At 67.4% G+C, this 25,302-nt stretch carries 25 protein-coding genes, 1 pseudogene and 1 riboswitch; of the genes and pseudogenes, 12 read left to right on the top strand and 14 right to left on the bottom strand.

Going from position 1 to position 25,302, the window contains the following annotated elements; all coding sequences use genetic code 11:
- Positions 1-31: 31 nt before the first annotated feature.
- Positions 32-1,915: a signal peptide peptidase SppA gene (gene sppA / locus AVT10_RS13435; RefSeq protein ID WP_066692366.1), complete on the top strand. Its 1,884-nt coding sequence runs from the start codon at positions 32-34 to the stop codon at positions 1,913-1,915.
- Positions 1,912-2,475, top strand: a complete 564-nt coding sequence (locus tag AVT10_RS13430; RefSeq protein WP_066692364.1) for a GNAT family N-acetyltransferase — start codon at positions 1,912-1,914, stop codon at positions 2,473-2,475. The genes sppA and AVT10_RS13430 overlap by 4 nt, the downstream gene beginning before the upstream one ends.
- Positions 2,476-2,860: 385 nt before the next feature.
- Here the strand turns inward: AVT10_RS13430 and AVT10_RS13425 are convergent, their stop codons facing one another.
- A complete protein-coding gene (locus tag AVT10_RS13425) occupies positions 2,861-3,490 on the bottom strand; it encodes a trimeric intracellular cation channel family protein (RefSeq protein WP_066692362.1) in 630 nt (209 codons plus the stop codon).
- A gap of 184 nt (positions 3,491-3,674) precedes the next feature.
- Between AVT10_RS13425 and AVT10_RS13420 the strand changes: the two genes are divergently transcribed.
- Entirely contained in the window at positions 3,675-4,331 is a 657-nt protein-coding gene (locus AVT10_RS13420; RefSeq protein ID WP_066692360.1) for a YoaK family protein, read from the top strand.
- A 170-nt stretch (positions 4,332-4,501) separates the two neighbouring features.
- Here the strand turns inward: AVT10_RS13420 and AVT10_RS13415 are convergent.
- Positions 4,502-4,861, bottom strand: a pseudogene (locus tag AVT10_RS13415) (response regulator); the annotation flags it as partial.
- Between the two features lie 42 nt (positions 4,862-4,903).
- On the opposite strand from AVT10_RS13415, the gene AVT10_RS13410 reads away from it, so the two are divergent.
- From AVT10_RS13410 to AVT10_RS13395, 4 genes are all read left to right on the top strand, one after another.
- Positions 4,904-5,176, top strand: coding sequence for a DUF3572 domain-containing protein (locus AVT10_RS13410; RefSeq protein WP_066692357.1), 273 nt, complete (start codon positions 4,904-4,906; stop codon positions 5,174-5,176).
- The gene (locus AVT10_RS13405; protein ID WP_066692354.1) at positions 5,173-5,796 is read left to right on the top strand and encodes a hypothetical protein; all 624 of its coding nucleotides are present in this window, start codon (positions 5,173-5,175) and stop codon (positions 5,794-5,796) included. The genes AVT10_RS13410 and AVT10_RS13405 overlap by 4 nt, the downstream gene beginning before the upstream one ends.
- Before the next feature lie 31 nt (positions 5,797-5,827).
- Complete coding sequence (locus AVT10_RS13400; protein ID WP_055998998.1) at positions 5,828-6,292, top strand: RidA family protein; 465 nt, start codon at positions 5,828-5,830, stop codon at positions 6,290-6,292.
- 308 nt (positions 6,293-6,600) lie between these two features.
- Positions 6,601-7,431 (top strand): TorF family putative porin, encoded by an 831-nt coding sequence (locus tag AVT10_RS13395; protein ID WP_066692351.1) that lies wholly within the window; start codon positions 6,601-6,603, stop codon positions 7,429-7,431.
- A gap of 367 nt (positions 7,432-7,798) precedes the next feature.
- On the opposite strand, the gene AVT10_RS13390 is transcribed toward AVT10_RS13395, so the two are convergent.
- The 11 genes from AVT10_RS13390 to tldD form a co-directional block, all read right to left on the bottom strand.
- Positions 7,799-8,203, bottom strand: coding sequence for a DUF3035 domain-containing protein (locus AVT10_RS13390; protein ID WP_066692349.1), 405 nt, complete (start codon positions 8,201-8,203; stop codon positions 7,799-7,801).
- Entirely contained in the window at positions 8,196-8,705 is a 510-nt protein-coding gene (lspA, locus tag AVT10_RS13385; protein WP_066692346.1) for a signal peptidase II, read from the bottom strand. The genes AVT10_RS13390 and lspA overlap by 8 nt, the downstream gene beginning before the upstream one ends.
- Complete coding sequence (gene ileS, locus AVT10_RS13380) at positions 8,702-11,656, bottom strand: isoleucine--tRNA ligase (RefSeq protein ID WP_066692344.1); 2,955 nt, start codon at positions 11,654-11,656, stop codon at positions 8,702-8,704. Before ileS ends, lspA begins: the two co-directional genes overlap by 4 nt.
- Positions 11,657-12,075: 419 nt before the next feature.
- On the bottom strand, positions 12,076-13,002 hold the full coding sequence (locus tag AVT10_RS13375) for a bifunctional riboflavin kinase/FAD synthetase (protein WP_066692342.1): 927 nt from the start codon (positions 13,000-13,002) through the stop codon (positions 12,076-12,078).
- A 9-nt stretch (positions 13,003-13,011) separates the two neighbouring features.
- Complete coding sequence (locus tag AVT10_RS13370; protein ID WP_066692339.1) at positions 13,012-14,283, bottom strand: dipeptidase; 1,272 nt, start codon at positions 14,281-14,283, stop codon at positions 13,012-13,014.
- Between the two features lie 43 nt (positions 14,284-14,326).
- Complete coding sequence (locus tag AVT10_RS13365; RefSeq protein WP_066692336.1) at positions 14,327-14,806, bottom strand: dihydrofolate reductase; 480 nt, start codon at positions 14,804-14,806, stop codon at positions 14,327-14,329.
- Entirely contained in the window at positions 14,803-15,597 is a 795-nt protein-coding gene (locus AVT10_RS13360) for a thymidylate synthase (RefSeq protein ID WP_066692334.1), read from the bottom strand. Before AVT10_RS13360 ends, AVT10_RS13365 begins: the two co-directional genes overlap by 4 nt.
- A 336-nt stretch (positions 15,598-15,933) precedes the next feature.
- Positions 15,934-17,298 (bottom strand): ammonium transporter, encoded by a 1,365-nt coding sequence (locus AVT10_RS13355; protein ID WP_066692804.1) that lies wholly within the window; start codon positions 17,296-17,298, stop codon positions 15,934-15,936.
- A gap of 11 nt (positions 17,299-17,309) precedes the next feature.
- The gene (locus tag AVT10_RS13350) at positions 17,310-17,648 is read right to left on the bottom strand and encodes a P-II family nitrogen regulator (protein ID WP_066692331.1); all 339 of its coding nucleotides are present in this window, start codon (positions 17,646-17,648) and stop codon (positions 17,310-17,312) included.
- A gap of 146 nt (positions 17,649-17,794) precedes the next feature.
- Positions 17,795-18,007, bottom strand: coding sequence for a putative signal transducing protein (locus AVT10_RS13345; RefSeq protein ID WP_066692328.1), 213 nt, complete (start codon positions 18,005-18,007; stop codon positions 17,795-17,797).
- Entirely contained in the window at positions 18,007-19,428 is a 1,422-nt protein-coding gene (gene tldD / locus AVT10_RS13340) for a metalloprotease TldD (RefSeq protein WP_066692326.1), read from the bottom strand. Before tldD ends, AVT10_RS13345 begins: the two co-directional genes overlap by 1 nt.
- A gap of 108 nt (positions 19,429-19,536) precedes the next feature.
- On the opposite strand from tldD, the gene AVT10_RS13335 reads away from it, so the two are divergent.
- Both AVT10_RS13335 and AVT10_RS18305 read left to right on the top strand, forming a co-directional pair.
- Positions 19,537-19,968: a hypothetical protein gene (locus AVT10_RS13335; RefSeq protein ID WP_066692323.1), complete on the top strand. Its 432-nt coding sequence runs from the start codon at positions 19,537-19,539 to the stop codon at positions 19,966-19,968.
- A gap of 316 nt (positions 19,969-20,284) precedes the next feature.
- Positions 20,285-20,422, top strand: a complete 138-nt coding sequence (locus tag AVT10_RS18305; RefSeq protein ID WP_157092775.1) for a hypothetical protein — start codon at positions 20,285-20,287, stop codon at positions 20,420-20,422.
- A gap of 216 nt (positions 20,423-20,638) precedes the next feature.
- Here AVT10_RS18305 and AVT10_RS13330 read toward each other — a convergent pair whose 3' ends face one another.
- Positions 20,639-20,866 carry a zinc-finger domain-containing protein gene (locus AVT10_RS13330; RefSeq protein ID WP_066692320.1) on the bottom strand — a complete coding sequence of 76 codons (228 nt, stop codon included), beginning with the start codon at positions 20,864-20,866 and terminating at the stop codon, positions 20,639-20,641.
- An 81-nt stretch (positions 20,867-20,947) separates the two neighbouring features.
- Between AVT10_RS13330 and AVT10_RS13325 the strand changes: the two genes are divergently transcribed.
- From AVT10_RS13325 to thiC, 3 genes are all read left to right on the top strand, one after another.
- Positions 20,948-21,883, top strand: a complete 936-nt coding sequence (locus AVT10_RS13325) for an ABC transporter ATP-binding protein (protein ID WP_066692317.1) — start codon at positions 20,948-20,950, stop codon at positions 21,881-21,883.
- 178 nt (positions 21,884-22,061) lie between these two features.
- Positions 22,062-23,132: a DNA polymerase IV gene (dinB, locus tag AVT10_RS13320; RefSeq protein ID WP_066692315.1), complete on the top strand. Its 1,071-nt coding sequence runs from the start codon at positions 22,062-22,064 to the stop codon at positions 23,130-23,132.
- 141 nt (positions 23,133-23,273) lie between these two features.
- Positions 23,274-23,383, top strand: a riboswitch (TPP riboswitch).
- 27 nt (positions 23,384-23,410) lie between these two features.
- Positions 23,411-25,297: a phosphomethylpyrimidine synthase ThiC gene (gene thiC, locus AVT10_RS13315; protein ID WP_066692313.1), complete on the top strand. Its 1,887-nt coding sequence runs from the start codon at positions 23,411-23,413 to the stop codon at positions 25,295-25,297.
- The last annotated feature ends 5 nt before the right edge of the window (positions 25,298-25,302 follow it).

The raw sequence follows: 25,302 nt of genomic DNA, 5'->3' as shown, positions 1-25,302 counted from the left end.
TTTATCGCTAGACGATAAAGAAGGAATTGCCGTGAAACTGGTCCGGGGTGCGTGGAAGCTGCTGGTCGGGATCAAGGACGGCCTCGTGCTGATCCTGATGCTGTTGTTCTTCGGCGCCCTGTTCGCGGCCCTGTCGGCCAAGCCCAATACCCGCATCACCGACGGCGCGCTGGTCCTCGACCTCGCCGGGTCGATCGTCGAGCAGCCGGCGGAGGCCGATCCGGTCGCGCTGCTGAGCGGCCAGCCGGCAGCGCAGGAGCTGCGCCTGCGCGACGTGGTCCGCGCGCTCGACGCCGCGCGCACCGATTCGCGGGTCAAGGCGGTCGTGCTCGACATGGACAGGTTCACCGGCGGCTATCCGGCGGCACTGGCCGAGGTCGGCGATGCCGTTGCCCGCGTCCGCGCGAGCAACAAGCCGGTGCTGGCCTATGCCACGCTCTACACCGACGGTGCCTATCGCATCGCGTCGAACGCCAGCGAAGTGTGGGAAAATCCGTTCGGCGGCACGATGTTTCGCGGTCCCGGCGGGGCGCAGCTCTATTACAAGGGGCTGATCGACAAGCTGGGCGTCAACGCCCATGTATATCGCGTCGGCCAGTTCAAGTCGGCGGTCGAACCCTTCACCCGCGCCGACCAGTCCGAACCGGCCCGCGCCGCCAACCAGGCGCTGTACGGCGCGATCTTCGACCAGTGGCGCGCGGCGGTGCAGAAGGCCCGGCCCAAGGCGCAGCTCGACGCCTTCCTCACCCGCCCCGATGCGGTGATCCAGGCGGCGGGCGGCGACATCGCCCAGGCCAATCTGCGCGGCGGCATCGTCGACAAGCTGGGCGACCGTCTCGCCTTCGGCAAGCGCGTCGCCGAACTGGCGGGCGAGGACAAGGGCAAGGCGGCGGGCAGCTTCCGCACGATCAAATATGCCAGCTGGCTGGCGGCGAACCCCGCGCCGACCTCGGGCGATGCGATCGGCGTCATCACCGTCGCCGGCACGATCGTCGATGGCGAGGCGAAGCCCGGCACGGCGGGCGGCGACACCATCGCCAAGCTGCTGCTCGACGGCCTCGCTACCAAGAACCTCAAGGCGCTGGTCGTCCGCGTCGATTCGCCGGGCGGCTCGGTGCTGGCCTCCGAACGCATCCGCCAGGCGATCCTGCAGGCCAAGGCGGCGAAGTTGCCGGTCGTGGTGTCGATGGGTGGCCTCGCCGCGTCGGGCGGCTATTGGGTGTCGACCCCGGGCGACGTGATCTTCGCCGAACCCAACACCATCACCGGGTCGATCGGCGTGTTCGGCGTCATCCCCACCTTCGAGAACACGCTGTCCAAGATCGGCGTCACCGCCGACGGCGTCGGCACTACGCCCTTGAGCGGCCAGCCCGACGTGCTGCGCGGCACCAATCCGGCGTTCGACACGATCATGCAGAGCGGGGTCGAGCATATCTATGCCCGCTTCACCGGGATGGTCGCCCAGTCGCGCGGGCTGCCCCAGGCACGCGTCGATCAGATCGGGCAGGGCCGGGTGTGGGACGGTGGCACCGCGCGTCAGCTGAAGCTGGTCGACCGGTTCGGCAACCTGACCGATGCCGTCGGCGAAGCCGCCCGCCGCGCCGGGCTCGATCCGGCCAAGGTGCAGACCGTCTATCTCGAAAAGGAACCCTCGCCGCTGGAAAAGGCGCTGAAGGGCTTTGCCGACCGTCAGCGCGGCGACGCGCCGGACCAGGCGGCGACCGACCTGCTCGGCCGCGTCGCGATCGAACAGCGCAGCGTCCTGGCGCAGGCGCTGGGCGACGCGCGGCGGATGCTGACCGCGCCGGCGGGGGTGCAGGCGCGCTGCCTCGAATGCGGCGGGCTGGGGCCGGTCCGGGCATCGGCGGAGGATGCCTCGCTGTTCGACCTGATCGTCGCGCGGTGGTTCGCATGATCGCGATCCGCCCCGCCCGCAGCGAGGACGCCGCCGCCATCGCCGCGATCTATGCCCCCTATGTGCTGGGCGGCACCGTCTCGTTCGAGACCGAGGCCCCCGACGCCCGCGCGATCCGCCACCGGATGGCGGCCAGCGATGGCTTCTACCCCTGGATGGTCGCGACGACGGGGGAGGCGGATGGCGACGCGGTGCTCGGCTATGCCTATGCCACCCGCTTCCGCGACCGCCCGGCGTACCGCTATGTCGTCGAAACCTCGATCTACATGGCCGGCGGCGCGCAACAGAAGGGGACAGGGCGGCTGCTCTACGAAGCGCTGGTCGACACGCTCAGGGCGCAGGGCTTTACCCAGGCGATCGGCGTGCTGTCGCTGCCCAACGACGCCTCGATCACGCTGCACGAAGCGGTCGGCTTCCGCCGCGCCGGGGTGTATCGCGAGATCGGCTTCAAGCAGGGGCGCTGGATCGATGTCGGCTTCTGGCAATGCCAGCTGAACGACAGCGCGGTGCCGCCAAGGGAGCCCAAGCCGTTCAGTGAGACGGGGGTGGTGCGGGGCTGACCCCGCCTCCTACCTCCCCGTTCGGTTCGAGCAGCTTCGAGCTTGTCGAGAAGAGGGTTGGGTGAACCATGCCCCGCATGGTTCAGGATTGTCCGGGGGACAATCCGACCCAACCCTCGTCGAGAACGCCTCTCTTGGGGCAACCCCCTTCTCGACTACGGTTCTCGACAGGCTCGAACCTACGCTCGAAGCAAACGGGTAAGAGGTCAGGGCCGGAGAGTATCCTATCGGCATGGCTTCACACCCCAACCGTTCGTGCTGAGTAGGGACTGAGCTTGTCGAAGGCCCGTATCGAAGCACTTGGGGCCAGTCCTTCGATACGCCGCTTCGACAAGCTCAGCGGCTACTCAGGACGAACGGCGGGGGCAGGATGGGCCGGGCAACCCTACCGTTTCCCCCGATACGCCGGCAGCGCGATCCGGAACCGGATCGCCGCCCCGCGCAACGCGAACCCCGCCGCCGCCGCCGGCAGCGCCGCGACGAACGGCGGCAGCCCGCAGCCCACCAGCACGACATGCAGCCCCGCCGCCAGCGCCGCCGCCGTCACATACAGCTCCGGCCGCATCAGGATCGACGGCACGCCCGCCAGAACGTCGCGCAATATGCCGCCGACGCACGCGGTCAGCACGCCCATCATCCCCGCCTGCAGGGGCGGCACGCCATAGCTCAGCGCCTTGGCCGCGCCGAACACACCATAGGCCGCGAGGCCCGCGGCATCGAGCCAGTCGAGCGCCTTGTCGTGCCACCAATGTTCGGGGGTGAACCACACCAGCAGCGCCATCCCGACACAGATCGCCGCGACCGGCGACCCGTGCACCCAGAATACCGGCGCGCCGATCAGCAGGTCGCGCACCGTCCCCCCGCCGACCCCGGTGATGAGCGCAAAGAAGGCGGCGGTGACGAAGGTCTGCGCCGCGCGCGTCGCCGCCAGCGCGCCCGACGCGGCGAACACCGCGATGCCGATCATGTCGAGCGCGCCGAGCATCTGCCCCAGCGCCTGCGGAGAGGGAACCATCCCGCCTCGCTATCGTACCTGCAGGGTCTGATCCAGTGATGCCGGGTCGAGGCGGTGGCCGCCCCCATTCCCACCCGGAAAGGATCGGGTGCGGGTGTCGGAGCGGCCGGCGCCGCGTCCACGCCGGCGGATCGGGCGACGGGGGCATTGCCCCGCCCCCCGCCGATCGGGCAATAGGAGCATCATGCGTCGTCTGACCCCCGCCGCCACCCTCGTCACCATGCTGCTCGCCGCGCTGGCCGGCATTGTCGATGCGCTGGCTTTCAGCGGCCTCGGCGGCTTCTTCGCCTCGTTCATGTCGGGCAACTCGACCCGCTTCGGCGTCGGCCTCGCCCATGGCTGGAACGGCGCCGCCGCGACCGCTGCCGCGCTGGTGCTGTCGTTCGTCGCCGGCGCGATGTTCGGCACCATCGCCGGCGCGGCGGCGAGCGAGCGGCTGGGGCCTGCGCGTCGGGCGGAGGCGGTGATGGGGCTCGTCACCATCCTGCTGGCGCTGGGCGCGGCCCTCGCAACCTTTGCGCCGCTGACCCTCGCCATGCTGCTGCTCGCCGCCGCGATGGGCGCGCAGAATGGCGTCGTCGCGCCCGATGGCGAGGTCCGCGTCGGGCTGACCTACATGACCGGCACGCTGGTCCGCATCGGCCAGCGCCTCGCCCGCCGCCTGATGGGTGACCGTACCGCACCGGGCCCGCGCCGCGACCTGCTGCTGTGGCTCGGCTTCGTTGCCGGGGTGGCGATCGGCGGGGTTGGCTGGAACTGGCTGGGCCTGGCGGCGCTCTGGGTCGTCGCGGCACTGGCCGCCGCCCTCACCATGCTGGTCGCGCGGGTCGATTGGGAGTGAGGTCGGCCACCGGCCTAACCCCACCGTCACCCCGGGCTTGACCCGGGGTCCCGCTTCTTCTTCTACGACGGTCGGCTAACAAGCGGGACCCCGGATCAAGTCCGGGGTGACGGTAAGGGCGGGGTGTCGTTGTCCGACTCGCCCTCCACCCGCCGAACCTCCTCCACCGGCAGCAACGCCCGCACTTCGCCCACGAAGCGCACCACCGAAATCGGCTTGGTCACATAGGCGTTCGCGCCCGCGGTCCGCACCCGGTCCTCGTCGTCGCGCCCCGAATAGGCGGTGACCGCCATGATCGGCACGGTGCGTAAGCGCGCATCGGCCTTCAGCATCTGGATCAGCTCCAGCCCCGTCATGTGCGGCAACTGGATGTCGGTGATGATCAGGTCCGGCAGGAACGCCCGTGCCTTCGCCACCGCCTCGCGCCCGTCGCGGACCGGTTCGGTTTCGAAGCCATGCGCGCGCAACAGGTCGCAGAACAGCTTCAGGTTCAGTTCGTTGTCCTCGACAACGAGTACCCTTTTTGCCACGCGCATCACATCCCGTTGGAAGTTCGAAAGGCTGTCTAGGCGATGCGCAGGCCGGAAACAAATGAAGACGCGGCGACCCTGGGCCTCAACGCGCTGGTGTGGGTGATCGGCGACGATAGCCGGCGCGACCGGTTCCTCGCGCTGACCGGCATCGACCCTGCCGAGCTGCGCGCGCGGGCGGGCGACCCCGGCTTCCTCGCGCAACTGCTCAGCCATCTCGAAAGTTACGAACCCGACCTCATCGCCTGTGCCGAGGCGCTGGCCGTGCCCCCGACCGCCCTGGTCCGGGCGCGCGCCGAACTGGAGACCGCATGAAACCCCTGCTCATCACCGATTGCGACGAAGTCCTGCTGCACATGGTCCGCCATTTCGGGACCTGGCTGGGCGAGGAACATGCGATCGCGTTCGACATGGCCGGGGGCGATTTCGCGACGTCGATGACCCGCGCCGACGGCACCGTGCTCGACCGCGCGGAGATGTGGAGCTATCTCGACGGCTTCTTTCCCGGCCAGATGGCGCGCCAGACCCTCGTCCCCCATGCCCGCGAGGCACTGGCGGCGCTGGCGACCCAGGCCGATATCGTGGTCCTGACCAACCTGCAGGACCATTGCCGCACCCACCGTATCGACCAGCTGGCCGAGCACGGCATCGTCCACCGCGTCGAATGCAACCAGGGGGGCAAGGGGCCGCCGGTCGCCCGGCTGCTGGCCGAATACGACCCCAGCGTCGCGGTGTTCGTCGACGACCTGGCGGTGCATCATCAGTCGGTAGCCGACACCGCGCCGCAGGTGTACCGGCTGCACATGGTGTCCGAACCCGACCTCGCCATCCATGTGCCCCCCGCCCCCGCCGCCCATGCCCGCATCGACGACTGGGTCGAGGCGCAGGCATGGATCGAGGCCCGCTTCGCCACGGGACGGCCCGCGCAGGCTTGACCCCATCCGCTATCCACGAAAGGAACGCTCCATGGCTTATGATATCCCCGCAAAGCTGGCCGAACGCGGCCTGTCGCTCCCCGCCGCCGCCGCCCCCGTCGCGGCCTATGTCCCCGCGGTAGAGGCCGGCGGCCTGCTCCACCTGTCGGGCCAGCTGCCCTTCGAGGACGGCAACCTGATGACCGGCCGCGCCGGCGAGGACCGCGACCTCGCCTATGCCACCAGCGCCGCGCAGAAATGCGCGCTGATGATCCTCGCCCAGGCCGAAAAGGCACTGGGCAGCCTCGACCGGATCGAGCGCGTCGTGAAGCTCGGCGTGTTCGTCAACTCGGCCGGCAGTTTCACCGACCAGCCCAAGGTCGCCAATGGCGCATCGGAACTGATGGTCGAGCTGTTCGGCGATGCCGGCCGCCACGCCCGCAGCGCGGTCGGCGTGCCGGTCCTGCCGCTCGGCGCCGTCGTGGAGATCGACGCGATCCTCGCCATCCGCGCCTGATCCTGCCGGATACGTCATCCCAGCCAAGGCTGGGATCTCCCGGTAATGAAGCCCGCGCCTAGCCGCAGGAGACCCCAGCGTCCGCTGGGGTGACGTCGTCCAGGAGGTCCAGCCAAGCACACCCGTTGTTGCGCCCCTGCAACAGCGGGTGTGTCGTATCCGTACCCTACGCAATTTCCATTGTGCGGCGCGGCACGCTTCGACATATTCGGTCGCAGAGGGTCAGACCGCCCGGGCCAGCAGGTCCACCGAATCGCGGCGACCTTCGAACGCAGGAGAATCACCACGGAACCTAGAAAGGGTTTACGATGCGATTCTCGACCTTCCTCCTGGCCGCGATCCTCGCCGCCACCACCGCCATGCCCGCCTTTGCGCAGGACACCGCCCCGCCCGAACCGATCACCATCAGCGGCAGCGCGACCGTCGCGTCCGACTATCGCTTCCGCGGCGTGTCGCAGACCGACAAGAATGTCGCGGTCCAGGGCGGCATCACCGTCGCCCATGAAAGCGGCGTCTATATCGGTACCTGGGGTTCGAACCTCGCCGGCTGGGGCACGTTCGGCGGCGCCAATCTCGAACTCGACCTGATCGCCGGCTACAAGCACAGCTTCGGCGACGCGACCGTCGATGCCGGCGTCACCTGGTACACCTATCCGGGCGGCTTCGACGAAACCGACGTCGTCGAATTCTATGGCAAGGTCTCGGGCACCGCCGGCCCGGCCACGCTGACCGCCGGCGTGTTCTATGCGCCCAAGCAGACCTCGCTCAGCTACGTCACCGCCTCGGCCACCCCGCTGATCCCGGGCGACGGGCGCAAGGAAGACAATATCTACCTGTCGGGCGACGCCGCCGCCGGCGTGCCGAACACGCCCGTCACACTCAAGGCGCATATCGGCTATTCGGACGGCAATCCCGGCCTCGGCCCCAACGGCACCAGCATGGCGCCGACCGGCAAATACTGGGACTGGCTGCTCGGTGCCGACTTCGCCTACAAGAACCTGACGCTGGGCGTCGCCTATGTCGACACCGACCTGTCGAACAGCGAAGTCGCCTATCTCCAGCCGAACTTCAGCAAGACCACCAACGGCAGCCCGATCGGCGCCAGCACGGTGGTGGTGTCGCTGACCGCGGCGTTCTGAAGGGACGAAGAAACGTAAACCCCGTTCGTGCTGAGTAGGGGCTGAGCGCAGTCGAAGACCCGTATCGAAGCACCCGCCTCAGGCAATCCTTCGATACGCCATTTCGACTTCGCTCAATGGCTACTCAGGGCAAACGCAAAGAGCTTTAACCAAACCAAATCCCATTCGGTTCGAGCAGCTTCGAGCTTGTCGAGAAGCGTCGGTCGAGAACACCCCGTTTGGGGACACCGCCTTCTCGACTATGGTTCTCGACAGGCTCGAACCTGCGCTCGAAGCAAACGAAGGGGGGCGGGGAGCAGGTAGGGCAAAAGAAAGGCCGGTCACCCCGTGGGGCAACCGGCCTTTCCCAAACCCGAAACCAAACCCCTTACGGCGTGGTCGTCCGCGCCGTCTGCCCGTCACCCGCCGGCGCCGCGATGATGTCGCGGGTCGTCGAACCCTTGTCGACGACGTTCGTCCCCGGATCGGCCACGCCCGAGCGGATCCCCGCATCGGCCGCACCGGCACCGCCGGCCTGTTCCAGCGTCAGCCGCTCGGTCGCGCTACGCTGCGCCGGGCCGCCGAACAGCGCCTGCATCGCCTGGGTCGAGGCGGCGGTGTCCTGCGGACGCGGTGCGCCCGGCTGCGGCGGCACCAGCGCATAATCGGGCGGGATCACCAGCGGCGCCTGGCGCGCGACGGCGAATTCGTCGGGGCGCTGGCGGTTCAGGGCATTGCCCTGACACCCGGCAAGGATCAGGCCGAGGCTGCTGATGACGACAAACTTACGCATTGGCCTTCTCCACAGGAACATCGTGCTTCGGCTTCGGCGTGAACAGCGCGCGGACGAGCAGGATCACGACACCGATCGAAATCGCCGCATCGGCGATGTTGAATACCAGAAACGGGCTGTAGCCGAAAACATGGAAGTCGGCATAGTCGACGACATAGCCGAAACGGACCCGGTCGATGATGTTGCCCAGCGCCCCGCCCAGCACCAGCCCCAGGCCGATCAGCTCGGGCTTCTGCGTCTCGCGCCGGATCCATACCGCCACGCCGGTGGCGATGATCGCGGTCATCGCGACCAGTGCCCAGCGCGCGAATTCGCTGCCGGCCTGCAATAACCCCAGCGACACGCCGAAATTCTGGACGAAGCGCAGCGTGAAGAAGGGCAACAGGTTCAGTTCCGCTCCCGGATAATCGATCCCCATCGGACCAGTGACCCAGTATTTGACGAACTGGTCGACGATCAGCACCAGCAGCGCGATCCCCACCGACATCTTGCGCAGGCTCATGCCACCACCTCCGCACAGCGACCGCACAGGTCGCCATCGACTGCCACATCGGGCAGGTGCCGCCAGCAGCGCCCGCACTTGGCCTCCTCCGTCCGCGCTACCGTGATCGGCCCATCGGCTTGGCGCACCTTCGCGACGATGAACAGCTCGGCCAGCTCGTCCGCCGGCAGCGGCAGCGACGGCACCGTCACTTCGGCCTCCAGACTCGACCGCACCGTCTTCGCGCGGCGCAGCGGCTCGATCGCCTCGGTTACCTGCTGGCGCAGCACGCGCACCTCGGCCCATGCCGTGCCCAGCGGCTGGTCGGCGGGCAGCTGCGGCAGTTCGGGCCATTCGAGCAGATGGACCGACCCGTCCTCGCTGGCAAAACGCGCCTGCCACACCTCTTCCGCCGTGAACGCCAGGATCGGCGCGGCATAGCGGACCAGCGCGTGGAACAGCACGTCCAGCACGGTGCGATATGCCCGCCGCCGCACATCTTCGCTCGCGTCGCAGTACAGCGAATCCTTGCGGATATCGAAGAAGAACGCCGACAGGTCCTCGTTGGCGAAATCGGTCAGCGCGCGGGCATAGCGGTTGAACTCAAACGCTTCCGCTGCCGCGCGCAGCTCGGTATCCAGCTCGCCCAGCAAGTGCAGGACATAGCGCTCCAGCCCCGGCATCTCGGCCACCCGCACCCGCTCGTCCTCGCTGAAGCCGTCCAGCGCGCCCAGCAGATAGCGGAAGGTGTTGCGCAGCTTGCGATAGGTATCGCCCGTGCCGGCCAGCACTTCCTTGCCGATCCGCACATCCTCGAAATAATCGGTCTGCGCGACCCACAGGCGGAGGATGTCCGCGCCGGATTCGCCGATCACCTTCAACGGATCGACGACATTGCCGAGCGACTTCGACATCTTGCGCCCGTTGCCGTCCAGCGCGAAGCCATGCGTCAGCACCGCATCATAGGGTGCCTGCCCCCGCGTCCCGCAGCTTTCGAGCAGCGACGACTGAAACCAGCCGCGATGCTGGTCCGACCCTTCGAGATACAGGTTCGCGCGGGTGCCTGCCCCGAAGCGCTTCTCGATGGTGAAGACATGGGTGCAGCCCGAATCGAACCACACGTCGAGAATGTCGGTCACGACCTCATAATCGGCGAGGGCGTAGTCCGCCCCCAGCAGCGCCTGATGATCCGCCGCATACCACGCATCGGCCCCGCCCTCGCGGAAGGCGGTCAGAATGCGTTCGTTGACGGCGGGGTCGCGCAGATAGTCGCCGGTCGCCCGGTTGACGTACAGCGCGATCGGCACACCCCAGGCGCGCTGGCGGCTGATGACCCAGTCGGGCCGCCCCGACACCATCGCCCCGATCCGGTTGCGCCCCTTCTCCGGCACGAACCGCGTGCGTTCGATCGCATCGAGCGCGATTTCGCGCAGAGTCGCGCCGTTACCCTCCCTCTCCCCTTCAGGGGAGAGGGTCGGGGAGAGGGGACTGCCGTCGAGATGGGTCACCGAGAGCAACGGATCACCCGACACCCCCTCTCCCAACCCTCTCCCCTGAAGGGGAGAGGGCTTAGAAGAACGGTCCATCGGAATGAACCACTGCGGTGTCGCCCGGAAAATCACCTTCGCCTTCGACCGCCAGCTATGCGGATAGCTGTGCGCAAAGTCGTCCGACGCCGCCAGCAGCGCGCCCGCTTCGCGCAGGTCGCGACAGATCGGCCCTTCCTCCAGCTTGCCGCCACGCCCGGCGGCAACGAATTTCGGGTTGATGACGCTGCCTTCGCCGCCCAGCCACGCCCAGTCGTCGCGGTAGCGGCCATCGCCCTGCACCGCGAACACCGGTTCGATGCCGTTCGCCTTGCACAGCTCGAAATCGTCCTCGCCATGATCGGGGGCCATATGGACGAGGCCCGTACCGGCATCGGTCGTCACGAAGTCGCCGGCCAGCAGCGGACGCGGCTTGGCGAAGAATCCGCCGCGTGCGTGCATCGGGTGGCGCGCGGTAGCGCCGGCGAGGTCGAAGCCCTTGATGACTCCTTCAACTTCTACCTTGGCGACATACTCTCCTGCGAACATGCCTTGCTGGCCAGCATTTGCGCGCGAGTAAAACTGCGGCCAGAGCTGTGTCGCCGTGAGGACACGCTTAACGTCACCGTTCTGCAACGTTACTCGAGCGATTCCGTACTCGATCTCCGGCCCATAAGCCAAAGCCTGATTGACCGGGATCGTCCACGGCGTCGTCGTCCAGATCACCGCATGCGCGCCGACCAGTTCGGGCGCATTCGGCGCGTCCACAATCTCGAACGCCACGTCGATCTGCGTCGACACGACATCCTCATACTCCACCTCGGCCTCGGCCAGCGCGGTCTTTTCGACCGGCGACCACATCACCGGCTTGGCCCCGCGATACAGTTGCCCGCTCATCGCGAACTTCAGCAATTCCTTGGCGATCGTCGCCTCGGCGTCGAACTTCATGGTCAGATACGGGTCGTCCCAGTCGCCCATCACGCCCAGCCGCTGGAACTGGCCCTTCTGCACATCGACCCATTTCGCGGCATAGGCGCGGCATTCGGCGCGGAACTCAGGCGCGGGCACCTCGTCCTTGTTGCGCTTCTTGGCGCGATACGCCTCCTCGATCTTCCATTCGATCGGCAGGCCGTGACAGTCCCAGCCGGGAATGTACGGCGCGTCCTTGCCCATCAGCGACTGGGTGCGGACGACGATGTCCTTGAGCACCTTGTTCATCGCATGGCCCATATGAATGTCGCCATTGGCGTAGGGCGGGCCGTCGTGCAGCAGGAAACGCTCGCGGCCCTGCCGTTCGGCGCGCAGCCGGTCGTACAGCCCCATCTTCGCCCAGCGATCGAGGATCGCGGGTTCCTTGGCGGCCAGGCCGGCCTTCATCGGGAAGTCGGTCTTCGGCAGGAAGACGGTGTCGCGCCAGTCGCGCGTGGGTTCGCTGGTATCGGTCATAGGATTGCGCCAGCGATTAGCCGATGCGCGGCCCCACGCAAACCGCTTTCCTACAAGGGCGCATCAGGTCAGGATCGCCGCGCTCTTTGCATCGTCGTTATCCCTGCTCCGCGAGGGCAGAATGGTTCACGCGAAGGCGCGAAGACGCGGAGAATGTCCCGCCCGCACCCCCCGCCCGCGATCGGGAGACGCCAACCTCGTTGCAACCGCAGGACAAGGCCGCTGGCGCGGATGCGCTCGCCCGGACCGCAACCCCTCCGCGCCTCCGCGCCTTCGCGTGAACCGATTTCTTCTTCACGCCACCAGCGTCAACTTCCGCGCCCGGAACGGCCCTGCGCAACCCTTCAACCCATTGAAAAAAAACGAACCAGCCGCCCATCCAAAAACGAACGTACCGCAACCTTCGCCAACTTCCGAAGCTACCCCAGCACCGTCCGAGCACGATCACAATCCGCCGCCATCTGCACCTTGAGCGCATCGAGCGACTCGAACTTTTCCTCGCCGCGCAGATACTCGATCAGAGCGACTTCGATCGTCTGTCCGTACAGATCGCCTGCAAAATCAAAGAAATACGGCTCCAGCAGCTCGACCGGTTCGCCCTCGATCGTCGGCCGGATGCCCAGATTCGCCGCGCCTTTCAGCACCCGCCCGTCCGCCAACCGCCCGGTCACCGCATAGATGCCGTAAGCGGGGCGCAGATAGCCGCCCATCGACAAGTTGGCGGTCGGATAACCCAGCTGCCGCCCGAGCTTCGCGCCATGTTCCACCACGCCCTCGACCGCGAAGGGGCGGGTCATCAGCGCCGTCGCCTCGCGCGGACGCCCCTCGCGCAGCGCATCGCGGACGCGCGACGACGACACCACCGCCTGTCCGTCGCCGACCGGCGCGACCGTCTCGGCCGAAAAGCCATGCGCCTCGCCCAGCGCCTTGAGGGTCGCGACATCGCCGCCGCGCGCCTTGCCGAAGGTGAAGTCGGTCCCGGTCACCACCCCGCCGACGCCCAGCATCCCGACCAGCCGCTCGGCCGCGAACGCCTGCGCCGACAGCCCGGCCAGCACCGCGTCGAAGGTGAACACCAGCATCGCATCGGCCCCGGCCTCAGCGAATAGCCGCTCGCGCTGGTCGAGGCTGGTGAGCCGGAGCGGCGGCAGCCCCGGCTGGAAATAGCGGCGCGGATGCGGGTCGAACGTCGCGACGATCGCCGGCCGGCCTTCGGCGCGCGCCCGTTCGACCGCGCGCCCGACCACCGCCTGGTGCCCGGCATGGAATCCATCGAAATTGCCCAGCGCGACGATGCCCCCGCGCAACGACGCGGGAACCGCCGCGCCACCGTCCAGACGCTGCATCGCCGCCCCTTAGCGGGCGGGCGCTGCCGGCGAAAGGGGCTGCATCCCGGCGCGCAGCACGAGGATGGCGTTGCCGCCCATCACCTTGTCCAGTTCGTCCTGCCGCAACCCGGCATCGCGCAGCGCCTCGGCGACCAGCGCGACCCATGCGGTATCGAACGCGGTCGTCACCGCGCCGTCGAAGTCGGACCCGAGCGCCACATGATCGATCCCGGCCACGTCGCGGACATGGACGATGGCCTTCGCGATCGCCTTGGGATCGGTCGAACACACCGCGCCCGCCCAATATCCGATGCCGACCACCCCGCCGGTCCGGGCGATGCCGCGCACCTCGTCATCGGTCAGGTTGCGGTTGACTCGGCACGTCGCCTGCACCCCGCCATGGCTGGAGACAATCGGCCGCCTTGCGACCTTCAGTACGTCGGCGATGCCGGCATGGCTCAGATGCGCGACATCGACGATCATGCCCCTGTCCTCCATCCGCGCGACCACCTGTCGCCCGAACGGGGTCAGGCCGCCCTTGGCCCGGCCATGCATCGACCCGGCAATCTCATTGTCGAAGAAATGGGTCAGGCCGGCCATGCGGAACCCGCTGCGATACAGCCGGTCGAGATTGGCCAGGCTCCCCTCCAGCCCGTTCAGCCCCTCGATCGACAGCAGCGCACCGGTCGGTTTGACGCAGGGGAAATCGGGCGCAGCATGATGCGGGCAAGGCCGCGTATTCGCCCGCGCGACCAGCAATGCGTCCAGCTCGCGCGGGCTGGTGATGAGCCGCAATTCCCCGTTCGATGCCCGCGCCGCGCGGCGCAGCTTCGTCGCGTGCCACAGCGACCGGTTGAGCAGCGATCCCCAGGTCCGGACCGGCTGCAACTGTGCGATCACCAGCGGGGTGATATTGTCGCTGTCGTCGCCGTTCGAGTCGTAATTCTGCCCGCGTGGCGTCTTGGTTACCGACGAAAAGACCTGCAGCGCGACATTGCCCCGCTGCAACCGTGGCAGGTCGACCTGACCCCGCGTGCCGAGCGTCAACAGGTCGCGCGACCACAGCAGCGTGTCGGCATGCAAATCCACGATCGGGTCGGCGAAAACCGGTTCGGGGGTCGGCTTGGCCAGTTCCCGGGCGAGCGCGTCCGGATCGATATCGGCGCCCATGCGCTGCTCGATCGCCGGCGTCGGCTCGACCTTGTTCATCGACCGCTCGACGATGCCGGGCGCCAACGCAAGGAAGCCGGCGGCCAGAATCGCCAGCAATGCCACGCCCCACCAGATCGCCCTGCGCATCCGCTCCGTTCCCCCACGCGCCGTTGCCCGGCGCTGCCGCCCCTTACGCGGTCGTGGGCTGACGGAGCAATGTGACGAAGCTGTACCCCGGACGTTCTCCCTCGGCACTGTGGTCCTCGCGCCACGCCTCGACCCAGCCGGTAAAGGGCGGGACGAACGCATCGCCCGCCGGGGTCGCATGGACCTCGGTCAGCTCGACCCGCTCGATCCGCGACAGGAGCAGGGCGAAAATTTCCGCCCCGCCGATGACTGCGGCTTGCCCACCGGCCAGCGCCAGCGCGGCCTCCGGATCATGCACCACCTCCGCCCCGTCCGACCGCCAGTCGCGGTCGCGGGTCAGCACGATATGGCGCCGGCCGGGCAGGGGGGAGCGAAAACTCTCGAACGTCTTGCGCCCCATCACCATCGCCCGGCCCATGGTCAGCGCCCTGAACCGCTTGAGGTCGGCGGGCAGGTGCCATGGCAGCTGCCCATCGACCCCGATCACGCCATTGTCGGCCCGCGCGAGGATCGCGTCGATCATATCGCCACCGCCGCCTTGATATGCGGCTGGGCGACATAGTCATGCAGCACGAAATCTTCGAGCGCATAGCCGTCGATCGCCTCGGGCTTCCGCACGATCTCCAGCCGGGGCAGGGGGCCGGGGGTGCGCGACAGCTGCTCGCGGGCCTGATCGAGGTGATTCTCGTACAAATGGCAGTCGCCGCCGGTCCAGATGAACTCGCCGACCGCCAAATCGCATTGCTGCGCCAGCATATGCGTCAGCAGCGCATAGCTCGCGATATTGAACGGCACGCCCAGAAAGATATCGGCGCTGCGCTGGTACAGCTGCAACGACAATTTCCCGTTCGCGACGTATGTCTGGAACAGGCAATGGCAGGGCGACAGCGCCATGGCGTGCAGCTCGCCCGGATTCCACGCGGTCACGATCTGTCGCCTAGAGGCCGGGTTGGTGCGGATGGTGTGGATCAGCTCGGCGATCTGGTCGATATGCCGCCCGTCCGCCGCCACCCAGTCGCGCCACTGCTTGCCGTACACCGGGCCGAGGTCGCCGTTCGCATCGGCCCATTCGTCCCAGATGCTGACCCGCTGCTCCTGCAACCAGCGCACATTGGTATCCCCGCGCAGGAACCACAACAGCTCGATGATGATCGAGCGCAGATGCAGCTTCTTGGTGGTCAGCACCGGAAAGCCGGCCGACAGGTCGAAGCGCATCTGGTGCCCGAACACCGACCTTGTGCCGACTCCGGTGCGGTCGTCGGTCGGTACGCCATCGTTCAGGGCGCGCTGCATCAGATCGAGATAAGGGGTCATGGGGGCGTCTTAGGCTGCGGGTTGTGGGCTGGGAAGAAGGAAGAGGTTCGCGCGGAGACGCGGAGCCGCGGAGGGGGTGCCGTCGCGCGTCAGCGCTTTCCGTTCCTCCGCCGTCAACTGGGATAAGGCCGCTGGCGCGGGTAACGGGCCAGCGTGCGAAACCCCTCCGCGTCTCCGCGTCTCCGCGCCTCCGCGTGAACCCCTCCCTTCTTCTTCCCGGGCACCGGAAACCAAAAAAAGGGCCGATGCGTCACCGCACCGGCCCAGGGGTTTTTCCGCAGGAGGAAACTGTGGTTCCGGGCGGCAGGGGACTAGGCCGCCGCCCGGTAGGGAAACTCAGTAATTGTAGGCGCGCTCGCCATGTTCGCCGAGGTCGAGGCCTTCCAGCTCGACTTCCTTCGACACCCGGCCACCGGTCAGCGCCTTGGCGACGAACCATGCGATCGTCGTGCCGACCGATGCCCACACGATGGTGACCAGCACCGCGAATATCTGCACGCCGAGCTTGGCGCCCATGTCGTAGTCGGCCGCACCCGGACCGCCCAGCGACGGGGCATAGACGACCGCCGTACCGATCGCGCCGATGATGCCGCCGACGCCATGGATGCCGAACGCGTCGAGCGAGTCGTCATAGCCGAGCTTGGGCTTCACGACGGTCACTGCGAAGAAGCACACGACCGAGGCGACGGCGCCCAGCACGATCGCGCCGAACGGACCCGAATTGCCCGCCGCCGGCGTCACCGCGACGAGGCCGGCGATGATGCCCGAGCAGAAGCCCAGCGCCGAACCCTTATGCCCCGAGAACTTCTCGGCCAGCATCCAGAACAGCCCTGCCGAAGCGGTGGCGACGAAGGTGTTGATCATCGCCAGACCGGCGGTGCCATTGGCTTCCAGCGCCGACCCGGCGTTGAACCCGAACCAGCCCACCCACAGCAGCCCGGTGCCGACCATGGTCAGCGTCAGCGAGTGCGGCGCCATGCGCTCGGTCGGGAAGCCCAGCCGCTTGCCCAGCAGGATGGCGAGGACCAGCGACGACACGCCGGCATTGATGTGCACCACCGTGCCGCCGGCGAAGTCGAGCGCACCCGCCTTGAAGAAATAGCCGCTCGATGCCCACACCATGTGCGCGATCGGGAAATAGGTGATCGTCAGCCAGACGATGGCGAAGACCATCACCGCAGCGAACTTGATCCGCTCGACCACCGACCCCAGCACCAGCGCGATGGTGATCGCGGCGAAGGTCATCTGGAAGCTGATGAAGACATATTCGGGGATTTCGACCCCGGCGGTGAAGGTCGCCGCCTGCGACGCCGAGGTGACGCCCGCCAGGAACGCCTTGCCCGGGCTGGCGATGAAGTTCGCCAGCGTGGCGCTCGACACGTCGGGACCAAAGGCCAGCGAGTAGCCGTACATGACCCAGATCAGCATCGCGAGCGCCGCGACCGCGCCGATCTGCGTCATCACCGACAGCATGTTCTTGGTCCGCGTCAGGCCGCCATAGAATAGCGCGAGGCCCGGCACGATCATCATCAGCACGAGGACCGTCGACACCATCATCCACGCGGTGTCGCCCTTGTTCACGGTCGCGACCGGCGCGGCGGCGGCGGCGGGTGCCTGCAGCGCGGCGTCCTGTGCCCAGGCGGGCAGCGCCGCGAACAGGCCGAGGCCCATGCCGGCGATCAGTTTCTTCGGATGTTGCATGATGCCCCCCATCACAGCGCGGTCAGGTCGGTTTCGCCGGTGCGGATGCGCACCGCCTGTCCGACGTCGAGAACGAAGATCTTGCCGTCGCCGATCGCGCCGGTGTTCGCGGCGGACTGCACCGCCTCGACGACGCGCGCTGCGATCTCGCTGTCGCACACGACCTCGATCTTGATCTTGGGCACCATGTTGGTGCTGTATTCGGCCCCGCGATAGATTTCGGTCTGGCCCTTCTGCCGCCCGAATCCCTTCACCTCGCTCACCGTCATGCCGGCGACGCCGATCTCGGTCAGTGCTTCGCGTACCTCATCCAGCTTGAACGGCTTGATGATGGCGATGACTAATTTCATGTCGCCCCCCGTGTCGCATCATTGCTCGGGGGAAACGTTGCAACGGCCATGCCAAAGTGCCGTACCACCAATTTTCAGGCGTTGGCGGCGCGGTTGCCGGATTAACGAGCGGTTAATTTGTGCAGCGCGTCACGACTGCCCGTTTTTCAGGCAGGCCCGTCGGCCGCGTCGAGGATTGCGCGCGCCGCATCCAGATCGTCGTCATCGACCATCACCCGCACGGGGATCAGCAGCCAGCTGCCATCGCCGATGCTCGCCTCGCCATCGAAGGCGACCGCCGGCACGCCCTCGCTTTCCAGCCGCCCGACGATGATCTGCGCCTCGACCCGCGGAAACCGCCCCAGTTCGGCCAGCGGCATCAGGCGGTGCCGCCGACGGTCAGCCCGTCGATCAGCAGCGTCGGCTGCCCGACCCCTGCCGGCACCGACTGCCCGGCCTTGCCGCACATGCCGATCCCTTCGTCCAGCGCAAAGTCGTTGCCGATGCCCCGCACCTGCTTCAACACTTCCGGCCCGTCGCCGATCAGCGTCGCGCCCTTGATCGGCGCACCGATCCGGCCATTCTCGACCCGGTACGCCTCGGTGCAGGAAAACACGAACTTGCCCGACACGATGTCGACCTGGCCCCCGCCGAACGACTTGGCGAAGATGCCGTTCTTCACCCGCGACAGCAGCTCGGCGGGGTCATCCTTCCCCCCGGTCATGAAGGTGTTGGTCATCCGCGGCATCGGCGCATGGGAAAAGTCCTGACGCCGCCCGTTGCCGGTCGGCGCGACGCCCATCAGCCGCGCGTTCAGCCGGTCGTGGATATAGCCCTTCAGGATGCCGTCCTCGATCAGGATATTCTCCTGCGTCGGCGTACCCTCGTCATCGATGCTCAGCGACCCGCGCCGGTCGGCGATCGATCCGTCGTCGATGACGGTCACGCCCGGTGCCGCCACCCGCTCGCCGATGCGGCCCGAAAAGGCGCTGGTGCCCTTGCGGTTGAAATCGCCCTCCAAGCCGTGCCCGATCGCCTCGTGCAGCAAAATCCCCGGCCAGCCCGCACCCAGCAGCACCGTCATCTCGCCCGCCGGCGCGTCGACCGCCTCCAGATTGACCAGCGCTTGGCCCAGCGCCACGTCGATCGCCCGGTTCCACGTCGCGTCGGCGAACAAGGATTCGTACAGATAGCGCCCGCCGATCCCGAAGCTGCCCGTTTCGCGCCGCCCGTTCGCCTCGACCACGATCGACACGTTCAACCGCACCAGCGGCCGGACATCGGTGGCGACGAAGCCATCGGGCCGCACGATCTCGACCACCGTCCACGACCCCATCAGGCTCGCCGACACTTGGCACACGCGCGGATCGCGCGCCCGAGCGGCGGCATCGATCGACTGGCACAGCGCGACCTTGTCGGCGAAGGGGATCAGGTCGAGCGGATCGGCGGCGGTATAGAGATGCCTATTGTTGCCGCGCGGCGGCGGTGCCTTCGCCCCCTTGGCCGGATCGATCAGCGCCATCGTCTCGCCGGCCCGGCGGATCGCCGCCTCGGACAGCTCGTTGGCGTGCGCAAAGGCGGTCGTCTCCCCCGAAACGCCACGCAGCCCGAACCCGGCATGGGTATCGTAGGACGCGGTCTTCAGCCGCCCGTCGTCGAAGCCGAACGCCTCGGACCGGCGATACTGGAGATAGAGTTCGCCATCCTCGACATTGGCCAGCGTCGCCTGCGTGGCGCGGAGCGCAGCGGCGGGGTCGAGGTCGCCGGAATAGAGGTACGAGCGGGGATCGGTCGGGGTCATGCGGCCAATATAGGGCGGCGGCGGCGTGGGGGAATGGGGTGTCGGTCCCCGGTGTGCGGGACGAGCGACCACGTTGCCTTTGGGCGTGCCGGCACATAGCGTTCGCCCATGCACGAGCGCGACGTCAGCTACTCGATCTATGCTTTCGCCGTTCTGGCCTTTGCGGGGTTGAGCGGCCTGTCGACGGTCCTCGGCGCGGTAGCGGCCGGCGATCCGCCGAACCTGCCGTTCCTTGTCCTGACATTGTTGTGCCTGGCGAGTGCGCTCTGGCTTGCCTGGCGTCTGGTGCCGGGCCTTCATGCCATGGCCCACAGCATCGCCCCGGCGGAACGGCGCGTCGGCCGGTTATGGCTCTCCGCGATGTCGTGCGGCCTGCTGGGCGGCGGCGCGCTGGCGTTACTGGCGTCGGACGCAAACGCCATGCTCGACAGCCGGAACGATTGGATGGTCTATGGTGGTTGCGCCCTTCTGGGGACGTCATTCCTGCTCGCGTTTCTTGGCAGCGTGATGGTCCGCCCTATGCCTGACAACGAAGCCTGACGGCGTCTTTTCAGCTTTTGCGATATCGGGCCTCCCCCCAAGCCAAAGTCGTCGCCATTCCTGCCCCGTGCCGCCGTCAGCTGCCGACGTAGCCGGGGTCGCGTTCCAGTGCTTGCAGCCACGGGCGGTCGGCCATAGGCTGAAGAACTTGAAGGGTGGAGCATCGACGAATGAAGCAGAAATTTCAGACGGCGGCTAACACAGCGCTGGTCGTGTTCGGCATCTGTACGGCGCTCAAATGGGGCAGCGGCGCGGCCTATGCCGTCGGCGTCTGGGTCGGCGCACACTGACGGCACGGCGCGACCGGATCCAGGCGGTGGAGGCCGAGGAGCAGGAACCAACTGGCCTGCTGCCGGCAAGCCCGCTGCGCCGCCGGGTGTTCCTCATCTGCATGGCGGTGGTTGCCATCTCCATCGTGATGCAGCTGGTATGGGCGGTGCAACGGCACTTCTGACCTAAACCGTCACCCCAGCGAAGGCTGGGGTCTCTCGCGGCGCTCGTCCCGCGCGATCGCCGAAATACCCGGCCTGCGCGCGGATGACGTTGGGGCGGGGTAAGGAAACAGTCTCACCGCCGCGGCAAAGCCGCGTCGTCGGTCGGCGGGCAACGGCGAGCTTGCCCGCCGCCGGCCGGGCGCGGGCCTTGCTGGTCGTCCGAACTACGTTCGGCCTTACCGGCCCGCGCCGTCCCCATGATCCTTCAACTGGCTGTGATCCGCCCCATCCGCCGGCCCGCCGACCAGCACGAAGCGCCGGTCGCAATAACTGCAATCGACATAGCCCGTCTCGTCGATCTGCAACCACACGCGCGGGTGGCCGAGCGCGGGGGCGATGTCGCCGGCGCCGTCGCAGGCGACGCGGGGGGTGGTGACGCGGAGGAGTTCGGGCGGAGGCAGCATGTCTGCGCGAATAGCAACGGTGCGAAGCCTCGACAAGTCGATGCTTCCCTTGGGGCCCCCACGGGCGTATCGGCAACCCCCATGGAAACCCAAGCCGCCATTTCGATCCGCGACCTGTGCAAGACCTATGCAGCGGGGAAGGGCGGCGCTGCGCCCAAGGTGGCACTCGACGGCGTGTCGTTCGACGTGCCCCGCGGCCAGATCTTCGGGCTGCTCGGCCCCAACGGCGCGGGCAAGTCGACGCTGATCAACACGCTGGCCGGCCTCGTCAACAAGACCAGCGGCAGCGCGTCGATCTGGGGCTTCGACATCGACCAGCACCCGCGCAATGCGAAGGCGTCGATCGGCATCGTCAACCAGGAAATCCTGTTCGATCCGTTCTTCACCCCTGCCGAAACGCTGGAGATCCAGGCCGGCCTCTACGGCGTGCCCAAGGGCCAGCGCCGCACCATGGACCTGCTGCGCGCGGTGCATCTGGAGGACAAGGCCAACGCCTATGCCCGGACGCTCTCGGGCGGCATGAAGCGGCGGCTGATGGTGGCGAAGGCGATGGTCCATTCGCCCCCGGTCCTCGTCCTCGACGAACCGACTGCCGGCGTCGATATCCAGCTGCGCAACCAGCTGTGGGACTATGTCCGCGAACTCAATGCGGCGGGCGTGACGGTGGTGCTGACGACGCACTATCTGGAAGAGGCCGAGCAGCTCTGCGACCGTATCGCCATCATCAACCATGGCCGCGTCGTCGCCAACCAGCCGACTCGCGAACTCCTCGGCATGGCACAGGAAAAGGCGGTCGAACTGACCCTCGACCGCGACGTCGCCGACCTGCCCGATGCCAGCTGCTTCGAAAAGGTCGAGCGCAAGGGCGACCGGCTGCTGGCGATCACCTATCGCAAGGACGTCGCCAATGCCGGCGAGGTTCTCGCGGCGGTGACCGCACAGGGCTACGGCATCGTCGACGTCGTAACGCGCGAAGCGGACCTCGAGGACGTGTTCCTCAACCTGACGAACAGCTGAGCGGCCCGTACCGCGCGCTCCGTACCCCCGCGCAGGCGGGGGTCCAGGGCGTCAGACGCTACCGCTCGCCTGCTTGGCTCTGGATCCCCGCCTGCGCGGGGGTACGGCAAGCGTGCAGCATCCATTCCCTCTTTGTTCTTGCGCTGTCTCGTACCGTAGCGCATTGTAAACCCGCGCAATGTCGGACCCCACCCGCAAGATCATCCATGTCGACATGGACGCCTTCTTCGCGTCGGTCGAGCAGCGTGATGCCCCCGAGCTGAAGGGCAAGCCGGTCGCGGTCGGCGGGTCGAGCGGGCGCGGGGTGGTCGCCGCCGCCTCCTACGAAGCGCGCGTGTTCGGGGTGCGCTCCGCCATGCCCTCGGTCACCGCGCTGCGCCGCTGTCCCGACCTGATCTTCGTCCGCCCCCGCTTCGAGGTCTACAAGGCCGTCAGCCAGCAGATCCGCGCGATCTTCCTCGACTATACCGATCTGGTCGAGCCGCTGTCGCTCGACGAAGCCTATCTCGACGTCACCGCCAACCGGCTCGGCCTGCCCAGCGCCACCGCGACCGCCGAGGAAATTCGCGCCCGCATCCTCGACACCACCGGCCTCACCGCATCGGCGGGGATCAGCTACAACAAGTTCCTCGCCAAGCTCGCCTCCGACATGAACAAGCCCAACGGCCAGTTCGTGATCCCCGTAAAGGCCGGCCCGCGCGTCGTCGCGTCGCTCCCGGTCGGCAAGTTCCACGGCATCGGCCCCAAGACGGTGGAGCGCATGGAGGCACTCGGCATCCGCACCGGCGCCGACCTTGCGGCATGGAGCCTTCCCGACCTGCAACGCACCTTCGGCAAGGCGGGCAGCTGGTATCACGGCATCGCCCGCGCCGAGGATCACCGCCCGGTCCGGCCCAACCGCGTGCGCAAGTCGTCCGGCTCCGAAACCACCTTCCACCACGACCTGACCGACCCGGAAGCGATCGAGGAGCGGGTGCTGGCGATGGCCGACGACGTGTGGGACTGGGTCGAAAAGACCGGCCAGCACGGTCGCACCGTCACCGTGAAGGCGAAATACGCCGATTTCCGCATCGTCACCCGCAGCCGCACGCTCTCCGCCCCCGTCGCCGACCGCGCGACACTCCACGCCACGGCCCGCAGCCTGATCGCGACGCTCTACCCTTTACGCATGGGATTGCGGCTGGTCGGGGTAACGATGGCCGGCTTTGGCGCGGGCGAAGGCCCGAGTGGCCAGCTGGACCTGTTGTAGTGACCGCCCAGCCCGTACCCCCGCGCAGGCGGGGGCCCAGAGCCACAGGCGCCTACGGGAGTTTGCTTGGCCCTGGATCCCCGCCTGCGCGGGGATACGGCGCGCAACACTTTGACGCACCGGCCCAACCCGCCTACAACACCCGCGTCCCCGGGGGAGCGTTCCGTCACGCTTGAGAGGAAGGCCGCAGCCTTCGACCCGCTGAACCTGATCCGGCTGACACCGGCGTAGGGAGGGAGCGGCATCACGAGTCCCGCCCCCTCCGCATGGAGTGGAATATGGCAGACATCCCCGCAAAGACCGAAATCGGCGTAACGACAGGCCCGATCCGTGGCAGCCGCAAGATTCACGTCGGCCCCCTGAACGTCGCGATGCGCGCGATCGACCTCGATCCCTCTTCAGGCGAACCGCCGCTCAACGTCTACGACACGTCGGGGCCGTACACCGACCCGAACGCGCGCATCGACATCATGGCCGGCCTGCCGCAGCTCCGCCGCGACTGGATTCTCGCGCGCGGCGACGTCGAATCTTACGACGCCCGCGAAATCCGCCCCGAGGATAACGGCCAGCTCGGCCCCGATCGTTCGGGCGGCGTCCAGCCCTTGCCCAACGTCGTCAAGCGGCCGCTCCGCGCCAAGGCGGGGATGAACGTCAGCCAGATGCACTATGCCCGCCGCGGCATCATCACCCCCGAGATGGAATATGTCGCGACCCGCGAAAATCTCGGCCGCGAGATGCTGCGCGAGTACGTCCGCGACGGCGAGAGCTTCGGCGCGGCCATCCCCGATTACGTGACCCCCGAATTCGTCCGCGACGAAGTGGCGCGCGGCCGGGCGATCATCCCCAACAACATCAACCATCCCGAAACCGAACCGATGGCGATCGGCCGCAATTTCCTGGTCAAGATCAACGCGAACATCGGCAACAGCGCGGTCGCATCGAACGTCGCCGCCGAAGTCGACAAGCTCGTCTGGTCGATCCGCTGGGGTGCCGACACGGTCATGGACCTGTCGACCGGCCGCAACATCCACGACACCCGCGAATGGATCCTGCGCAACTCGCCCGTCCCGATCGGCACCGTGCCGATCTATCAGGCGCTGGAAAAGGTCGGCGGCATCGCCGAGGAACTGACCTGGGACATCTTCCGCGACACGCTGATCGAACAGGCCGAACAGGGGGTGGATTACTTCACCATCCACGCCGGCGTCCGCCTGCCGTACATCCCGATGACCGCGAAGCGCGTGACCGGCATCGTCTCGCGCGGCGGGTCGATCATGGCCAAATGGTGCCTCGCCCATCATCGCGAATCGTTCCTCTACGAACATTTCGACGAGATTACGGAGATCATGAAGGCGTATGACATCGCCTATTCGCTGGGCGATGGCCTGCGCCCCGGTTCGATCGCCGACGCCAATGACGAAGCGCAGTTCAGCGAACTCTATACGCTGGGCGAACTGACCCACCGCGCCTGGGCGCAGGACGTGCAGGTCATGATCGAAGGCCCCGGCCATGTGCCGATGCACAAGATCAAGGAGAATATGGACAAGCAGCTGCAGGTCTGCGGCGAAGCGCCCTTCTATACGCTGGGGCCGCTCACCACCGACATCGCGCCCGGTTACGACCATATCACCAGCGGCATCGGTGCGGCGATGATCGGCTGGTACGGCACGGCGATGCTCTGCTACGTCACGCCCAAGGAGCATCTGGGCCTGCCCGACCGCGACGATGTGAAGGTCGGCGTGGTGACCTACAAGCTCGCCGCCCACGCCGCCGATCTGGCAAAGGGTCACCCCGCCGCCAAGATGCGCGACGATGCCCTCAGCCGCGCCCGCTTCGAATTCCGCTGGCGCGACCAGTTCAACCTGTCGCTCGACCCCGATACGGCGGAAAGCTACCACGACCAGACGCTCCCGGCCGAAGGCGCCAAGACCGCGCATTTCTGTTCGATGTGCGGCCCCAAATTCTGCTCGATGAAGATCACGCAGGAAGTGCGCGACTTCGCCGCGAAGCAGAACGCCCCGGCGGATACGTTCCTCGCCGCCGACAAGGTGGACGCCGACCGCGCGTTGTTCGCGAACGGCACCGCAGCGGCCGAAGCCGGCATGGCGGAAATGAGCGAGAAGTTCCGCGAGAAGGGTGGGGAGGTTTACCTGCCGGCGGAGTGAGGTGG

The sequence above is a fragment of the Sphingomonas hankookensis genome, from assembly GCF_001619955.1.
Lineage (GTDB): Bacteria > Pseudomonadota > Alphaproteobacteria > Sphingomonadales > Sphingomonadaceae > Sphingomonas > Sphingomonas hankookensis_A.
This window is presented reverse-complemented; position numbering and strand designations above follow the sequence as displayed.

What these genes read in the sequence shown, in the direction of transcription:
- AVT10_RS13430 (WP_066692364.1), top strand. Translation starts at nt 1,912, where the DNA reads ATGATCGCGATCCGCCCCGCCCGCAGCGAGGACGCCGCCGCCATCGCC.
- AVT10_RS13425 (WP_066692362.1), bottom strand. Translation starts at nt 3,490, where the DNA reads ATGGTTCCCTCTCCGCAGGCGCTGGGGCAGATGCTCGGCGCGCTCGAC.
- AVT10_RS13420 (WP_066692360.1), top strand. Translation starts at nt 3,675, where the DNA reads ATGCGTCGTCTGACCCCCGCCGCCACCCTCGTCACCATGCTGCTCGCC.
- AVT10_RS13410 (WP_066692357.1), top strand. Translation starts at nt 4,904, where the DNA reads ATGCGCAGGCCGGAAACAAATGAAGACGCGGCGACCCTGGGCCTCAAC.
- AVT10_RS13405 (WP_066692354.1), top strand. Translation starts at nt 5,173, where the DNA reads ATGAAACCCCTGCTCATCACCGATTGCGACGAAGTCCTGCTGCACATG.
- AVT10_RS13400 (WP_055998998.1), top strand. Translation starts at nt 5,828, where the DNA reads ATGGCTTATGATATCCCCGCAAAGCTGGCCGAACGCGGCCTGTCGCTC.
- AVT10_RS13395 (WP_066692351.1), top strand. Translation starts at nt 6,601, where the DNA reads ATGCGATTCTCGACCTTCCTCCTGGCCGCGATCCTCGCCGCCACCACC.
- AVT10_RS13390 (WP_066692349.1), bottom strand. Translation starts at nt 8,203, where the DNA reads ATGCGTAAGTTTGTCGTCATCAGCAGCCTCGGCCTGATCCTTGCCGGG.
- lspA (WP_066692346.1), bottom strand. Translation starts at nt 8,705, where the DNA reads ATGAGCCTGCGCAAGATGTCGGTGGGGATCGCGCTGCTGGTGCTGATC.
- ileS (WP_066692344.1), bottom strand. Translation starts at nt 11,656, where the DNA reads ATGACCGATACCAGCGAACCCACGCGCGACTGGCGCGACACCGTCTTC.
- AVT10_RS13375 (WP_066692342.1), bottom strand. Translation starts at nt 13,002, where the DNA reads ATGCAGCGTCTGGACGGTGGCGCGGCGGTTCCCGCGTCGTTGCGCGGG.
- AVT10_RS13370 (WP_066692339.1), bottom strand. Translation starts at nt 14,283, where the DNA reads ATGCGCAGGGCGATCTGGTGGGGCGTGGCATTGCTGGCGATTCTGGCC.
- AVT10_RS13365 (WP_066692336.1), bottom strand. Translation starts at nt 14,806, where the DNA reads ATGATCGACGCGATCCTCGCGCGGGCCGACAATGGCGTGATCGGGGTC.
- AVT10_RS13360 (WP_066692334.1), bottom strand. Translation starts at nt 15,597, where the DNA reads ATGACCCCTTATCTCGATCTGATGCAGCGCGCCCTGAACGATGGCGTA.
- AVT10_RS13355 (WP_066692804.1), bottom strand. Translation starts at nt 17,298, where the DNA reads ATGCAACATCCGAAGAAACTGATCGCCGGCATGGGCCTCGGCCTGTTC.
- AVT10_RS13350 (WP_066692331.1), bottom strand. Translation starts at nt 17,648, where the DNA reads ATGAAATTAGTCATCGCCATCATCAAGCCGTTCAAGCTGGATGAGGTA.
- AVT10_RS13345 (WP_066692328.1), bottom strand. Translation starts at nt 18,007, where the DNA reads ATGCCGCTGGCCGAACTGGGGCGGTTTCCGCGGGTCGAGGCGCAGATC.
- tldD (WP_066692326.1), bottom strand. Translation starts at nt 19,428, where the DNA reads ATGACCCCGACCGATCCCCGCTCGTACCTCTATTCCGGCGACCTCGAC.
- AVT10_RS13335 (WP_066692323.1), top strand. Translation starts at nt 19,537, where the DNA reads ATGCACGAGCGCGACGTCAGCTACTCGATCTATGCTTTCGCCGTTCTG.
- AVT10_RS13330 (WP_066692320.1), bottom strand. Translation starts at nt 20,866, where the DNA reads ATGCTGCCTCCGCCCGAACTCCTCCGCGTCACCACCCCCCGCGTCGCC.
- AVT10_RS13325 (WP_066692317.1), top strand. Translation starts at nt 20,948, where the DNA reads ATGGAAACCCAAGCCGCCATTTCGATCCGCGACCTGTGCAAGACCTAT.
- dinB (WP_066692315.1), top strand. Translation starts at nt 22,062, where the DNA reads ATGTCGGACCCCACCCGCAAGATCATCCATGTCGACATGGACGCCTTC.
- thiC (WP_066692313.1), top strand. Translation starts at nt 23,411, where the DNA reads ATGGCAGACATCCCCGCAAAGACCGAAATCGGCGTAACGACAGGCCCG.